This window comes from Shimia sp. MIT910701 (assembly GCF_047126315.1).
GTDB lineage: Bacteria > Pseudomonadota > Alphaproteobacteria > Rhodobacterales > Rhodobacteraceae > Shimia.
Genome location: NZ_CP138953.1, coordinates 2,687,150 through 2,702,311 on the forward strand (window position 1 = coordinate 2,687,150; position 15,162 = coordinate 2,702,311).

The 15,162-nt window shown below is 52.2% G+C and carries 16 protein-coding genes; 15 read left to right on the plus strand and 1 reads right to left on the minus strand.

From position 1 onward, the window contains the following. Window positions 1-87: 87 nt before the first annotated feature. From SIB38_RS12995 to SIB38_RS13065, 15 genes are all read left to right on the plus strand, one after another. Window positions 88-795 carry a bacteriorhodopsin-like gene (locus tag SIB38_RS12995; RefSeq protein WP_412550317.1) on the plus strand — a complete coding sequence of 236 codons (708 nt, stop codon included), beginning with the start codon at window positions 88-90 and terminating at the stop codon, window positions 793-795. A 54-nt stretch (window positions 796-849) separates the two neighbouring features. Further along, a complete protein-coding gene (locus SIB38_RS13000; RefSeq protein WP_412550318.1) occupies window positions 850-1,686 on the plus strand; it encodes a polyprenyl synthetase family protein in 837 nt (278 codons plus the stop codon). A gap of 14 nt (window positions 1,687-1,700) precedes the next feature. Continuing rightward, entirely contained in the window at window positions 1,701-3,179 is a 1,479-nt protein-coding gene (crtI, locus tag SIB38_RS13005) for a phytoene desaturase family protein (protein WP_412550319.1), read from the plus strand. 18 nt (window positions 3,180-3,197) lie between these two features. Beyond that, a complete protein-coding gene (locus tag SIB38_RS13010; RefSeq protein ID WP_412550320.1) occupies window positions 3,198-4,118 on the plus strand; it encodes a phytoene/squalene synthase family protein in 921 nt (306 codons plus the stop codon). After that, window positions 4,115-5,251 carry a lycopene cyclase family protein gene (locus SIB38_RS13015; protein WP_412550321.1) on the plus strand — a complete coding sequence of 379 codons (1,137 nt, stop codon included), beginning with the start codon at window positions 4,115-4,117 and terminating at the stop codon, window positions 5,249-5,251. Before SIB38_RS13010 ends, SIB38_RS13015 begins: the two co-directional genes overlap by 4 nt. A 13-nt stretch (window positions 5,252-5,264) precedes the next feature. Then, complete coding sequence (locus tag SIB38_RS13020; protein ID WP_412550322.1) at window positions 5,265-6,152, plus strand: Brp/Blh family beta-carotene 15,15'-dioxygenase; 888 nt, start codon at window positions 5,265-5,267, stop codon at window positions 6,150-6,152. 84 nt (window positions 6,153-6,236) lie between these two features. Then, a protein-coding gene (locus tag SIB38_RS13025; RefSeq protein ID WP_412550323.1) for an IS5 family transposase occupies window positions 6,237-6,994 on the plus strand; the annotation gives its coding sequence in 2 pieces (ribosomal slippage) (window positions 6,237-6,558 and window positions 6,558-6,994; 759 coding nt in all). A gap of 103 nt (window positions 6,995-7,097) precedes the next feature. Beyond that, a complete protein-coding gene (locus SIB38_RS13030) occupies window positions 7,098-7,781 on the plus strand; it encodes a lysozyme (protein WP_412550324.1) in 684 nt (227 codons plus the stop codon). Further along, the gene (locus tag SIB38_RS13035) at window positions 7,781-8,008 is read left to right on the plus strand and encodes a hypothetical protein (RefSeq protein ID WP_412550325.1); all 228 of its coding nucleotides are present in this window, start codon (window positions 7,781-7,783) and stop codon (window positions 8,006-8,008) included. Before SIB38_RS13030 ends, SIB38_RS13035 begins: the two co-directional genes overlap by 1 nt. 718 nt (window positions 8,009-8,726) lie before the next feature. Next, window positions 8,727-8,930, plus strand: coding sequence for a hypothetical protein (locus tag SIB38_RS13040; protein WP_412550326.1), 204 nt, complete (start codon window positions 8,727-8,729; stop codon window positions 8,928-8,930). Between the two features lie 161 nt (window positions 8,931-9,091). Further along, a complete protein-coding gene (locus SIB38_RS13045; RefSeq protein WP_412550327.1) occupies window positions 9,092-9,244 on the plus strand; it encodes a hypothetical protein in 153 nt (50 codons plus the stop codon). 721 nt (window positions 9,245-9,965) lie between these two features. Continuing rightward, on the plus strand, window positions 9,966-10,181 hold the full coding sequence (locus SIB38_RS13050; protein WP_412550328.1) for a hypothetical protein: 216 nt from the start codon (window positions 9,966-9,968) through the stop codon (window positions 10,179-10,181). Between the two features lie 36 nt (window positions 10,182-10,217). Then, entirely contained in the window at window positions 10,218-10,523 is a 306-nt protein-coding gene (locus SIB38_RS13055) for a hypothetical protein (RefSeq protein WP_412552042.1), read from the plus strand. A gap of 218 nt (window positions 10,524-10,741) precedes the next feature. Continuing rightward, entirely contained in the window at window positions 10,742-11,326 is a 585-nt protein-coding gene (locus SIB38_RS13060; protein WP_412550329.1) for a TRAP transporter small permease, read from the plus strand. After that, entirely contained in the window at window positions 11,323-12,639 is a 1,317-nt protein-coding gene (locus SIB38_RS13065; RefSeq protein WP_294118795.1) for a TRAP transporter large permease, read from the plus strand. The genes SIB38_RS13060 and SIB38_RS13065 overlap by 4 nt, the downstream gene beginning before the upstream one ends. A 51-nt stretch (window positions 12,640-12,690) precedes the next feature. Here the strand turns inward: SIB38_RS13065 and SIB38_RS13070 are convergent, their stop codons facing one another. Then, window positions 12,691-15,033: an ankyrin repeat domain-containing protein gene (locus SIB38_RS13070; RefSeq protein ID WP_294118797.1), complete on the minus strand. Its 2,343-nt coding sequence runs from the start codon at window positions 15,031-15,033 to the stop codon at window positions 12,691-12,693. Window positions 15,034-15,162: the final 129 nt, after the last annotated feature.

Consider the following 15,162-nt stretch of genomic DNA (forward strand, 5'->3'; position numbering starts at 1 on the left):
ATACAGCTAGCAAAGGTCAAAGAAATCACCGGAAAGTAAGTGTCATTACGAGGACCGGTAAATCTGAAGCTGGAAACGGAGAAGACAATGGATACAAAAATGTTGAACCCCGCCGACTACGTCGGAGTATCATTTTGGATAATAAGTGCCGCAATGGTCGCGGCAACTTTCTTTTTCTGGGTAGAACGTGATCGCGCTCATGGGAAATGGAAGACTTCGCTTACGGTTGCAGCGATGGTGACGGGTATCGCCGCAATTCACTACTTCTACATGAGGGAAGTGTGGGCAATGACCGGCGAAAGTCCGACCGTATTCCGGTATGTTGATTGGCTTTTGACTGTACCGCTTCAGATTATAGAATTTTTCTTGATCCTGTCGGCAATCGCTGTGGTTAAAGCGTCCTTGTTCTGGCGCCTGCTGGCTGCGTCGTTGGTTATGTTGATCGCAGGCTATTTAGGCGAAGTAGAACAGGGTTCGTGGCTGTGGCCGATGTTCATTCTTGGCATGGCCGGCTGGATTTACATCATCTACGAGATCTTTCTGGGTGAAGCGAGCAAGATCAGCGCGAATTCTGGCACGATCGCATCAAAGAAAGCATTCAATGCACTCCGTTTGATCGTAACCGTTGGTTGGTCGATCTACCCCTTAGGTTATCTGCTAGGTTACATGGGCGCGGCTTCGCCGGACGCTTTGAACCTTGTCTATAATTTGGCAGATTTCGTGAACAAAATTGCATTTGGCGTTGTAATCTGGGCCGCTGCCACCTCCAGTGACGCGAACGAAAGCGCTGCCTAAAAATATATCGGTGCCCGCTAAAAAGCGGACACCGATCAAATTTCGGGGGCTAATGTGAAAGACCTTTCTCGATATCAATATGAGTTGCAGTTGCTCGCACATGTAGAAGACATGATGCTAAGCCTGCTACCTGATACGGCCAGCACTATACGCGAAGCCGGGTATCATCACCTCACTGCTGGTGGATCAAGAGTAAGAGCAAGACTGGCCTTGCAAGCGGCGTACGCATTGGGATTAAGCGAACAAACAAGCGTAGCAATATCATCAGCCACTGAGATTTTGCATAATGCGTCTCTTTTGCACGACGATCTCCAAGATGCTGATACAGTTCGACGCGGTAAAGAAGCCGTTTGGCAAAAGTTCGGAAAAAACGCTGCTGTTTGTACGGGCGATTTATTTATATCAGCCTCTTATGCTGCGTTGGCTTGTTGTAAAAACGAACGACTGAATGAATTGGTTGCACATATGCACTATAACACTGAAGAAGTGATTGTTGGTCAGCAGGCTGATTTAGAAGCCAGTGACTATTCTCAGCAAGCCTACGAGAAAATCGCCATGATGAAATCCGGCCCGCTGTTGGGGCTGCCCGTTGAGCTTTGTCTAATCGCCGCAGGGCGGGCAGACTCCATTTCTACGGCACAACAGGCCAGCTATGAAATCGCAATTGCTTATCAGGTAACAGATGACATTAAGGACATGGACCAAGATAGGGAAAAAGGGGCATTAAACTTTACCTCTTTGCTCGTTGGGTCACGGGACGAAGTTATAGCTCAAGCAAAGGTTTATGCATCTGAGCGGGCCAGGAAAGCTAAGCGCCTCGCAGCTGAGTTACCGCATGGTTCTGGCCGAGGCCTTGATTTACTGGCGCAACGTTTCGTTGACGCTAACTGAAATGAGGTGATCAGATGACAAATGCTGCTGTAATCGGAGGAGGCTTTGGTGGAATCGCAGCAGCATTGCGCCTGCGCGCAAAAGGTTACGATGTAACTGTATTCGACCGTTGTTCCCGGCTTGGAGGCCGCGCGCAGGTTTTTGAAAAAGACGGATTCAAATATGATGCCGGCCCGACTGTGATAACAGCGCCTCAGGTATTGTCCGAGCTATTTGAACTTTTTGGCAAGGAAATTTCTAACTACGTCGATATCGTACCTTTGGAAACATGGTATCGCTTTTCCTTTCCTGATGGGGACCATTTTGACTATGGTGGTTCACCTGAGAAGATCAAAAATGAAATACGCCGGATTAATCCACGTGACGTAAGCGGCTACGAAGCTCTGTATAAGGATTCTGAACGTCTTTACCGAGTTGGGTATGAGCAGTTGGCAAATCAGCCGTTTCATCGCCTGATGGATATGCTTAAAATCTTACCGCAAATGCTGCGATTGAGGGTTTATCGTTCTGTTTGGGGACTAGTCAGCGGCCACATCCAGCACGATAAATTGCGGCAGGCGTTTTCCGTTCAGCCCCTGCTCGTCGGGGGTAACCCATTTGATACAACATGTATTTACAACCTGATACACTTTCTTGAACGTGAATTCGGCGTCCATTTTACGATGGGTGGAACGGGGGCTTTGGTGGATGCTTTTGCCAAGCTCATGAAAGAAGAAGGTATATCGGTTCGACTGAATGAAACTGTAATCGCACTTCCTACCGTCGGAAAGACAATCCAATCGGTTCGCACAGATAATGGAGAAGAAATACCCTTTGACCTGGTGATTTCTAACGCGGATCCTGCGCATCTTTATGATAAAATGGTCGATGCAAAAGCTGTGAGCCGAAGCGCAAAATTGAAAACCAAATATGCATCTAAATCCATGGGGTTATTCGTTTTGTTCTTTGGAACCAATATGACTTATCCCGATGTCGAGCATCACACCATATGGCTGGGTAAGCGTTATAAGGAACTGCTAAGTGATATTTTCGACCGAAAAGTATTGGCCGATGATTTCTCCATGTACCTGCACCGTCCAACGGCAACTGACCCCAGTTTTGCACCAGAAGGGTGCGATAGTTTCTATGCGCTTGTACCGGTGCCAAACATGCAAGGCGGTATCGACTGGGATGATCAGGGCCCACGCCTGACACCGCGAATTTTCGACGCGTTGAATGGCTCCATTTTGCCCGGCGTTAAGGATAATCTAGCTCATAGCTTCTTTATGACACCATCAGACTTTGAATCCAGATACTTAAGTCCTGCCGGCGCGGGCTTTTCAATTGCGCCGAAATTCACCCAATCTGCCTGGTTCCGGTTCCACAATAAGGCAGAGGGCCCCGACAACCTGTATATAGTGGGGGCAGGCAGCCATCCCGGTGCGGGTCTGCCGGGTGTGATTTCCTCTGCTAAGGTTCTGGATCAACTGATCCCCCAAGTTACGGCGGTGTAATTTATGACATCAGCCCCATTGAGCAACGCAGAAGAAGCCGCGAAAATCCTCGCAAACAATGGAAAGTCATTCAACTTTGCACGTGCATTTTTATCGAGCGACCACGCGATAAACGGTGCGCGGCTATATGCGTTTTGCCGTAGGCTGGATGATATAGCCGACGACAGCCCAAACCCCGACGTAGCCCGTGCGGAATTGAAAAACGTCGATTTACAACTTGTGGACCAAAACGCATCTGATTACTGGATCAAGGATTTTATAGACTTGGCACGGGAAACCCAAATGGACATTTCCCCAGCGCGGGATTTGCTGTCGGGGGTGCTGTCAGACCTAGATCCGGTTCGGATCGAAACGAAGGCACAGTTGATCCAATACGCTTACGCGGTGGCCGGCACTGTAGGCATTATGATGTGCGACATATTTGGTACAAAAAACCCCCGTGCACGCCCCTTCGCGATTGATTTGGGTATCGCTATGCAACTGACCAATATCGCGCGCGACATCCAAGAAGACGCCGAAAATGACCGTCGATATATCCCCGGAGATTGGGTTCAGGACATTCACCCATACGGCATCGCGAACCCCACTAAAGACTTGAAACCTGTTCTGCAACAGGCGGCTAGAGGCCTTCTTGACCTCGCCGATATCTATTATGAAAGTGCCCGCCACGGCCTAGCCTACCTACCTGGTCGCCCGCGATTTTCTATCCTTGTTGCTAGCACGGTTTATCGGGAAATCGGCGTTAAGCTGCGGCGGAAAGACTGCAAGACCTGGCAAGGGCGTGTCGTTGTGAGCAAGGGCCGAAAATTGGCATTGGCGGGACGGGCGCTTTGGAACTTCTATACCGATCCCGTTTTGCGTCAGAAAGTGACAGCGCATGACATCCAGCTCCACGCCGACATCAGAAATGTTAATAAAATTCGGTTGATAGGCCAATGACCTACCGATGCCATTTAGCAATCCTGGGTGGCGGTTGTGCCGGTCTTTCTGTCGCCAGCCGGCTGATAAAAAGGGGCTATGACAAGCCGATGATCATAGTCGAGCCCCGGCAAGAATATTTAGGCGATCGAACGTGGTCCTTCTGGGCTGCGGATAGCAGTGCCGACAGGCACTTAGTGCATAAAAAATGGAAATCTTGGGTTTTTTCCAAAGCAGGACGTTGTGTCCAACACTCAGGTTTTGCCCTTTCTTATCAACAGATAAGAGCAATTGATTTCTATAAAGATAATTTAGCGTGTCTAAAAGGTAAGCAAAACGTTTCTTTCTGGCAAGGCGCCCAAGCGGGCCCGCCAAACGAGCAAAGTGGTTACGTGGGGATTGAAACGAGCATGGGCCAGATCCACGCCGATTACGTTGTTGATACCCGCCCGCGCCACACCGACACAGATGTTTCCAAGGTTTGGCAAGTATTCAGTGGTGGTGATGTTGAATTAACTGAAGACAGCTTTGATTCTACAGCTGCTCAGATAATGACGAATATGATCAGTGACAGTTCTGGCCTGAAATTCACCTATGTGCTGCCCCATAGTCCGCGACATGCTTTGGTTCAAACTACCAGATTTGCGCCAGCGCGGATTGACCCTTTTCGATTGGATTTAGAATTTAGGCGCGACCTTGCCGATCTGACAAAAGGCAAGTTTTCCGTAAAGCGCTGGGAGCGGGGGTGTCTTCCCATGGGACAAGCACCTCTTGAGTTACAACCGGGCTCTCGAACTATTCTTGCTGGCCAGGCTAACGGTGCTTTGCGACCTGCAACTGGATACGGATTTTTGCGCATTCAGGAATGGGCATTCGGGTTTGCAAAAGCGTTTGCTTCTGGCGATTATGATTTGGCGAAGAGTGTCCCCGTAGCACAGAAAAGTACAAAGGATCACATTTTCCTCAGGGCATTTTTGGCCGATCCTTCTGCCTCTTCTGATTGGTTTATATCGATCGCCGAACACCTAAGCGGCGATGAATTTGGCAGATTTATCAGCCAAAAACCTGGGGTGGGAATTTGGGCAAAAGTAATATGGTCCTTGCCGAAAAAACCATTCTTACGCTCTGTCTTGGAAACCGGCATGCACGACTAAAAAGGCAAAACCCATGATAAAAAGTGATAAAATGCAGCTTACTTTTGTGGCCACAGGTTTTTTGACCGTTCTCCTGTACAACGTTCTTCTTATTGATGTGTCGTTGACATTAATGCTGGCCATATTGGGCGTTGGTGTAAGCATATTTGGGATTCCACACGGAGCAATTGATGGCTACCTTGCCCAGAAAACTGGTTTTACCAAAGACCTGAAATCAGCTTGCGCGTTTGTCGTTGCATATGTTTTAATATCCGGTTTGGTTGTTGGCGCTTGGTTTTTAGCTCCGGACGCTATGTTTCTTATATTTATTATTACTACTGCATGGCATTTCGGTGAGGATGGCGGTGCGCAAAAGCCCCTTGATAGAATGCTGTTTGGTAGTTGTATTATAGCTCTGCCAGCCTTGTTCCACTCAAATTCCACTGCAGAATTGTTTCAACTTTTGTCAATCACGAATTCGGTTGACTTCGTCGGATATATGCAAACCCTTGGACCAATTTTGGTTTTGGCTTCGATGACCCTTTCTTTGCTACGCAAATCAAGCGTCACCAAAACTACGATTTCAGCTGTGACCATTTTAGCCATTGTTTTTTTTGCTTATGCTCTGCCTCCTTTGCTTTTCTTTACAGTATATTTTTGTGCCCTTCATAGTCCAAGACATTTTAAAAGTATTGCAGTGGCTGTGCCGAGGCAGGAACGTAGGAATTTTATATCTCTGACAATTATTTACACTCTCGCCACAATTGTATTAGCATCTGCCGCATTTTGGTTGCTGATATCTTATGTTGTGTTTGATCAGGCTTTCGTGCTTGTGATATTCGTTGGGCTAGCAGCATTAACTGTGCCGCATATGATCTTGGTCGATGGAATTTGGGTCTATTGTCAGAAGAAACTGGCGTGAGGCGGGCAGGGCGGCGATTTAGGGTCAGGACCCATTGATTTCCGTCTAATGGCATGCTTCACGGTTTGAAAACGAGCGGTGAACATGTCTGATCTTTTCTGGTTGACGGACGCGCAGATGGCGCGTCTTGAGCCCTTCTTTCCTAAATCCCACGGCAAACCACGCGTCGATGATCGACGTGTCTTGAGCGGGATTATCTTTATTAATCGCAATGGGTTGCGGTGGCGCGATGCACCTGGGGAGTACGGGCCGCACAAGACGCTGTACAACCGTTGGAAGCGTTGGAGCGACAAAGGTATCTTCGCGCAGATGATGGTAGGTCTGGCTGCCGAACACGGCGAAGAGAGGACTGTGATGATTGACGCCACCTACCTCAAGGCTCACCGAACCGCGACCAGTTTGGGCGTCAAAAAGGGGGGCGAGGACGCCTGATTGGCCGAACCAAGGGCGGTATGAATACCAAGCTGCACGCCATCTGCGACAGCCGGGGACGCCCTCTCAACCTGTTCGTTACAGCCGGGCAAGTCAGCGACTACATCGGCGCGCGGGCATTGGTGAGCAGATTGCCCAAAGTGGACTGGCTGCTTGGAGATCGGGGTTATGACGCCGATTGGTTCCGAGAAACGTTGAAAGACAAAGGGATACGCGCTTGCATCCCTGGTCGAAAGCGGCGCAAAAAGACTGTAAAGTACGATAAGCGCCGCTACAAACGGCGCAACCAGATCGAAATCATGTTCGGCAGGTTGAAGGATTGGCGGCGTGTCGCAACTCGATACGACAGATGCCCGAAGGTCTTCCTGTCCGCCATCGCCCTCGCAGCTCTCGTTATTTACTGGCTATGAGTCCTGACCCTAGGAGCTTTCCTCGAAGGTCTTTCCATGCTGGCGCATCTCGCCACCAACCTCAACCCACCCGCCTCTGGCGGGTTTTTTTATGGAGAAACACATGAACATAAACCAAGCCACCTTAGACCTTGTGAAGCGCTTTGAAGGTCTTGAGCTAACTGCGTATCGCGATCCGGTTGGTGTGCTCACCATTGGTTACGGCTACACCAACAGCGCGGGCTTTGGTCCAGGCGTGTCTGTGGGTGAAACGTGGACCAAGCCCTTTGCGGAGCAAATGCTGTGGGAGGGGCTTGAACGCTTTGCGGATCAAATCAGACCCATGTTCCGTCGCGCGCCAAATGACAATGAGTTCGGTGCGATGCTGTCTCTCGCTTATAACATTGGCGTTGGGGCGTTCAGCCGATCTACCTGCCTGCGCCGCTTCAACGCGGGGGATATTGAGGGCGCTGCCGAAGCGCTGACATGGTTCAATAAGGCTGGCGGCAAGGTCTTGCGCGGGCTTACCCGCCGCCGTGCGGCCGAGCGCGAACTGTTTCTTACGGATGCTGCAATCATTGAAGCAACACCAAAGGCAGACGCGGAGCGCAGTTCACCGGCTCAGTCCTCAACGATCCGCGCCGTTGCCGGTACTGCGGCGGCGGGGGCAGGGGGTGTTCTAACCGCATTGGGCAAGCTGGACCCTTTGGCTCAGTATATCCTCTTGGGCTTTTCTGCTGTTGCGCTGATCGGGCTGGGCTGGATTGCGCGCGAGCGGCTTCGCAAATGGGCAGGAGGGGCGCGGTGATGCTGCGCTTCCTACCCTCCAAGGCGGCAGTATGGGCCGCACTCAGCGCGTTTGTGGTCGTCTTGCTTGCATGGCTTTGCATCGATGCGAAGAACGATCAGAGGCGCAAAACAGAAGCCCTGCGGAACAAAGCCCGCCTTGATGCCATCCAAAGCAAACAGGAGATAGATCGAGATGTGGAGACGCAAGACGATACCGCTCTTATTGACCAGCTCACTCGTAACTAGCGCCTGCTCTCAATCTCCCGCTGGAGATTTCTGCGATATTGCGCGACCCATCCACTTTAAGCGGACGGTTGCTGAGGCCGTGGTGACAGGAGATCGCGACACCGCCGAAACGATAGATGCCCAGAACCGTTATGGGGAGAGGAACTGCGGATGGTGAAAGGTTGGGCGATAGCGCCCCTCTAGTTTACAGTGAGGCAAGGTTTGGGGGCAGGCGGTGCGCGAACACCGCCCACCATACAGCTGAGCTTGGGGTAGGGGCTGCACCGACATGAAACGCCTTATCGTCGCCCGACTCACGCGTGAATGGTGTCATGCTAAGCAGAAAACTATAATGGCGACAATGACCACAGTTTGGTAAATTGTTGCCCGTTGCCCTTTGGCTCGGCGGCACGAAAGCCTGGCCCTGAGAGGATTTGGCGAGGCCTTGCAGTTCCTCTAGATACCCGATGAGCCAGGATACAGGAAAACATGTACTCAATTGGGTGCGAACACTTATAGCGCTTAGATGTTGAAATCTCATTAAACTTATGGGGGTGGCGGAGTCGCCAAAACTGTGATAGAGTTTTAAAGAAAGCCATTTGACCACCGCAAGGCAGTCTCCCGTCCCGTTTGTGGGGACAAATCTGACGGGATTGCGGGACACTATCACTCACGGCACAAAACTAATCGGGGGCTTTTGTCAAACTAGTGCCATTTTAATGGCAGTTAGGAGAGTTTCGTGCCTATTTTTGATAAGATAAACCTTCATTCTGTGAACCAAAATCCTGTTTTTCTTGAGCAAAAGATCGAGGATTGGGTGCTGCGGATCGAAAGTGATGAAACGATTAAAATGTCGGAAGGTCTGTTGTCTTTGTACATGGACATGCGGCACACTTTGGCCAACTCGGCCAAAATGAAAGGGGCGGCACGGCCATTCAACTGATGGCTTCGCTGGGCGAGAACAAGGCTTGGGTGATTACCTCTATCCGTAGCGGTTCTCGGAATGCTCCTCCTCCGCTTCAGTCGGTAGGGCATGATGGAGATGTTCTGTCGGGAAGACTTTGCGCATGGCGGCGCAGCTCTCCGAGATCAACGGGCTTTGTCATGTCGATCAACGACACGCCCGAGATCCGCGAGTGGTTTGATAGTTTCCACATCGATGAGGTGCGGCTCAGCTACACGATAGCAAAGACCGGCGGCAAGAAGGTCCAGGAGCTGATCATCTCAAACCGCGAGGCGCGGGCAGGGCTGTTGTAGATCAGGGAGATGTGATCGGGGTTGGCTTTCAATGAGGGGCATCCCGAGGAGATTGTGCGGCGGGCCGTGGACAATTCAGTGTCTGTACCAACCAGCTCTACGAAGGTTGCCTTGCTAAATGACCTGGACTGGTTGCAGTGGTTACAGTGTATTTCCACGGTTTTGAATGGCCAATCGCACGCTTTCATGAGGTCGAGGTAATCGGTGCGAAATGGCGTTTCAAGCTCACTCACACATTGCCATTTTGTTCATGGTTTGTCGGTGTGGGTAAATTTCGTTAAGTTGTTGAATTTCCGTAAAGTCGATAAAATTCAAAATCCCCCGATGGCAACATCGTGAGAGTTCGAGTCTCTCCTTGGGCACCACCTCGCTAACAGAATTAGAATATGAACTGTGCTCGATTTTGCAGCGCAGCAATCCCTATGCGGGTTGTGATCTTACGTTCGTCTCTTACTGATTGTGGCAGTCAATGGGTTGATTCAAGTTTCACGAATTTGGTCATTTTGGTAATTTTTCCTTTTAATTAAATTCTTAGATCGGCAAACTTCAGGTGGTTTTGCCATGCGCCTTGTTTTTTGATTGTTCGCTTCGCGCTCCCGGAGAATCAAATTTAGATTCCAGTAATTCTTCTTCGTTCAAATTTTTTGACCGGCAAACAAATTGAAGGCTGATGTTTGAGCTGTAGCCGCTCTCGCAGATGCCACCGAGGAAAGGACATGTGATGATTAAATTTTTGAGCGCGACTGCTGCTATTTGCGTGATGGCAAGCGCTGCAACGGCAGGAAACCCTTACAGCGATACGCTGACAAGTCTGGTTGACTCAACCATTTCGGGTTGGGTTACCGATCCGGCTGTGGTCGCAGCGATCATTGCGCAAAATGCAGAGACAGCAAGCTACTCGGATGATCAGGTCGCCGAACTGGATGCGCTTTGGTAATCGGGCAGTGCCGAGGGGCGCGAGTTCATTGATGGCATTTGGCACAACGCGTTATCTGAACAGCTTAAGGGTTACAAAAACCAGTCTCCGCAACTCTTCTCCGAGATTTTTGTCGTCGATGGGCGCGGCTTGAACGTTGGTCAGAGCAATATCACCTCCGACTACTTTCAAGGGGACGAAGCCAAATGGCAGGTGCCGCACGACACCGGTGAAATTCATTTTGGTGATGTTGAGTTTGACGAATCCAGTCAGACTTATCTGAGCCAAGTGAGTGCGCCTATCATGCATGAAGGCGAGTTCATTGGCACGATCACCGTGGGGGTGAACGTCGAAGGGTTGTGACGCCTACTACCTTTAAAAACAAAAGCGCAGGCCTTACCGGCTCTGCGCTTTTGCTGTTCGTTTCGGTTATGCCCCGTTTCCTAAATTGGTATGAAAGCTCAAAAACTTCGCGCCGTTTTGTGAAATTGCTGGCAAACACGGCTTCGTCCCCCTAGCACTGTTTCCCAACTGGAGTGACGTTGCCCGAACAACGTCAGTCGGGCAGGGGGAGAGGCAATATGCACAGGGCGATCCGCGCCATTGCGCAGAGCACAGCGGTTCTAGGCGGTTTGGTGCTCACCGCGTTAATTCTACTAACTTGTGTGAGTATTCTGGGGCGCTCCATCAGTACCCTGGCGCATACCGCGTTTTTGGAGAGCGTCGCCAATGGCTTTGCCACGTGGCTTCAAACGTCGGGGGTTGGCTCGGTCAATGGCGATTTTGAGTTGCTGGAAGCCGGAGTGGCCTTTGCCATCTTTGCCTTTCTGCCGATCTGTCAGCTGCACGGTGCCCATGCCACTGTGGATGTCTTCACCAATTTCCTGCCGCAGCGCGCCAACCGCTATCTGATTGCCTTTTGGGAATGTGTCCTGGCGGCGGTGATCGTGCTGATCACTTGGCGCCTGTTTGCCGGGTTGCAAAGCAAATACGCCTATGGCGAAACCACTTTCCTGCTGCAGTTTCCAGTCTGGTGGGCCTATGCCGCCAGCTTCGCAGCGGCCTGTGTCGCCTCATTGGTATCAGTATACTGCGCGGCCATGCGCATATGGTCGGCCCTGACAGGGCGCGGCTCCATGACCGCGATTGGAGAAACGGCAAAATGACGAACTTGGAACTGGGCTATCTGTCGTTTCCGGTGCTGCTGGTGATGATCTTTCTGCGTGCTCCGATCGGGCTTGCGATGATGCTCTGTGGATTGGGCGGGCTTTACATGGTCACCGGCAATCCCAACATGTTTTTGGCCAAACTTAAGTCAGAGACCTACACAACTTTCTCTAGCTACTCGCTGACCATCATTCCGATGTTCTTGCTGATGGGGCAGTTCGCAACCCAATCCGGCATGTCCAAAGCACTGTTCAAAGCGGCGGAGAGCTGGTTGGGGCATAAGAAAGGCGGCGTTGCCATGGCGTCTGTTGGCGCTTGTGCGGGCTTTGGTGCGATCTGTGGCTCGTCTTTGGCAACCGCAGCCACCATGAGCCGCGTGGCCCTGCCGGAGATGCGCCGCTACGGCTACTCGGGCGGCTTTTCCACCGCGACTTTGGCAGCGGGCGGTACCTTGGGCATCCTGATCCCGCCTTCGGTGATCCTGGTGATTTACGCCATTCTCACCGAACAGAATATCGCCAAGCTTTTCCTGGCTGCCTTCATCCCGGGCATCTTGGCCGCTTTGGGCTACATGCTGACCATCTCAATCTATGTGCGCCTGTATCCAGACGCGGCAGGCACGCGGCCAGCCGTGCCAATGGCAGAGCGCTATCGCGCGCTTCTGGATGTTTGGCCAGTTCTTCTGGTGTTTGGCGCTGTGGTGGGCGGCATTTACTTTGGCTGGTTCACCCCAACCGAAGGCGCAGCTGTGGGGGCGGCAGGCACGGGCCTGATCGCCTTGGTCAAAGGCAATTTGACGTGGTCTATCCTGAAAGACTGCATTATCTCCACCGCGACCAGCACAGCGATGATTTTCTTTATTGTTTTGGGTGCAGGTATCTACAACGGGTTCCTCGCGCTGAGCCAGGTGCCTCAGGAGCTATCCAACTGGGTGATTGGACTTGGTTTGGGGCCGTGGATGGTGCTGTGCCTGATCCTAGCATTCTATTTGGTGTTTGGCTGCCTGATGGACAGCCTCAGCATGATCCTCCTGACCGTGCCGATTTTCTTCCCGGTGATCCTAGGCTTAGATTTTGGCATGAGCGCAGAACATGTTGCGATCTGGTTTGGTATTCTAGTGCTGATCGTGGTTGAGGTTGGGTTGATCACGCCGCCAGTGGGCATGAACCTCTTCATCATCAATGCAATGGATCGCAGTACCCCGATGGTCGAGACCTATCGGGCGGTGATCTGGTTTGTGGGATCGGACATTGTCCGGGTGATCTTGTTGGTGGCTTTCCCGGCAATCACGCTGTTCCTGCTTCCGGGGTAGGGAACACAAAAAGGGCGGCCCAAGTGGCCGCCCGTTCTAAGTCTTGAAGCATCACTTCTTGCTGACACGTCCGCGCTTCTTGCGGATTTCTGCGATCTTCTTACGTTCCCACTCTTCGCCAAAGCTCTCGATGTGTTCTTGCGCAATTTGCAGCGCGCCGAGGCCTTTGCGGTTGCGGAAGTAGAAGTCGACACCCAGGTCCGCCAGCTCTTCCATATGACGGATCAGAACAACCGGCTTCAGATCGTCATCTTCGGCAATCATATGCGCCACGGTCTCACCCAGACCTGTGCGCCAGTTGATGTCCGCCCCGCGGTCAATCAACAGATTGATCAGCGCCATGCGTCGGGTCTGTGCCTGACCGGCCAGGTGCAGCGGGTTACGCTCATCCGCGTTGCGCGCATCCATGTTGGCACCCTGTTTGCACAGCTCGTCAGCGGTGTCTTTTTTCTCGGCAATGATCGCGAGGTGCAAGGGGGTGTTCTTGTTTGGATCCACCACGTCGATTTTTGCGCCCAGCTTGATTAATGCGCGAATGTTGCTGGCGTGGCCGGATTCGGCGGCAGCGTGCAAAGGCGTGCGCCCGTTGCTGTCCACGGCGTTGGGATCTGCGCCCATGCCAACCAGGGTTTTGATCGCCTTGGTGCCTTCGGAACGGCTGGAGCCAGCGGCCAAATGCAGAGGTGTTACGCCCTGTTTGTCCTGCGCCACAGGGCTCAAGCCCATGTCATAAAGCGCATTGATGCCTGGCATGTTTTTGGCTTCCGCAGCGGAGTGCATCGCGGTGCGGCCGCGATCGTCTTCGGCTTCGATTTCTGCGCCAAGGAGGGTAAGCACCTCGAACTTCTTGTGCGCCAACGGCGAGCGCGCGGCGTAGTGGAACGCGCCTTCGCCAATCTCGGACGTGGCGTTTACATCCACACCTTCTTCGATCACTTTTTCAAAGATTTCGAAGTCCGAACAGCGTGCGGAGGAGTGAATCAGCCCTTCGCCAAACCGGTTGAGTGTCTTGGTGTTGGCGCCAAGCTGCGAAAGGGTGGCAAAGGACACCCGGCCCAGAGCCTCCATTGAGCTGTTAATCGGGGTTTCGCCTTGCTTGTTTTCAGCCTCCAGATTGGCGCCAAATTCATGCAGTTTTTTGATCACCTCGACGTGGCCAAATTTCGCCGCAAAATGCAGCGGCGTTTCGTCAAATTCGTTTTTGCTATCCACGTTTACGCCGCGTTCCAGCAGGGTTTGCAGCACTTCCATACGTCCCCACCGTGCCGCATCATGCAACAGGCTAGCGCCGTATTTGCGGTGTTTGGTCAAGTCCGCACCAAGGGTTTCCAGCGCTCGGAACGCTGCTGGATTGTCCGCGTTGATGGTCAGGAAAATCGGCGTTTCGCCACGGGCATTCAGCGCTTCCAAATCTGCACCCAATCCGTGCAGTTTCCGCATCGCCACCAACTGGCTGGCTGCAGACGCCGTGTGTAGCGCCGTGTTGCCTTTGGAGTCCTTATCTTCCAGGCCAATGCCATTGCCAGTCAGACGCTCAAATAGGCGCACATCGCCCGCCGCTGCTGCTTTGTGCAGGATAGTTCCGCCATCTTTCCGTCGCGCGGTCGCATCAGCGCCCATCTCGACCAGCGCGTCAAACATACGTCCGCCGTCATCGCTTGTGGCGCAAAAAATTGGTGTTTCACCACGATTGGCCGGAGCGTTCAAGTCGGCGCCATGAGCCGCCAGGGCCTTGAGAGTTTCGTAGTTTGAGGCTTCCACGGCGACATGCAATGGTGTGAGACCACCATCACCCGGATCTGAAACGTCCAATCCAAAGCCGACCAGCTTCTGGATGACATCCACACTGCCCAAGCGGGCCGCGACATGCATTGGCCCCCATTTTTGTGGGCTTTGCAGTATGAAATTGAAGCCAAAGCCGACCAGACGATCCAGTTTTGCAGCCGGATCATGGGCCTGCGCCGCGCCTTCAAGCGCCTGATAGAAAATCGCGTGGGAGCGCTCTTCCCGTTTGAGGGCCGCTTCAATGACCGCCGCCATGGTTTCTACCGAGCCATAGCGTGCTGCCCAGGTCACAACAGAGGCATCTGCGGTGAGGTTCAGGTCAATCCGGGCGCCGTTGTCGAGCAAAAATCGGAAGATTGTTGGCTCTTTCAGCGCGGCGGCAAACAGCAGCGGGCTGGTGCCAAAGGCGCCCTGAAAGTTCACGCCGCTGCCCACTTTGGCGTTTTCGCGCACCGCGTCAAAATCGCCGGCGGCCACAGATAGCATCAGGTCAGAAATATCGCCGTCCTTCATTAGCCCTGCAAGCGGGCCGGTTTGGACGTCATTTGGTGCCGCGTCGATCAGCGCAAAGAGATCTTCGGCGGAGGCGGCTTTTACTAGTTGATCCAATTTTCAGCTCCCACTGGTTGGTCCATATCGACTAGCGAGAAGAAGTTGAGAGACTCTGAAAATTGACTTTGCAATGCATAAAATGCAGGCAATCTAAAAGCTGGAAGTCTGTGTCTCCAATGTTTTGCG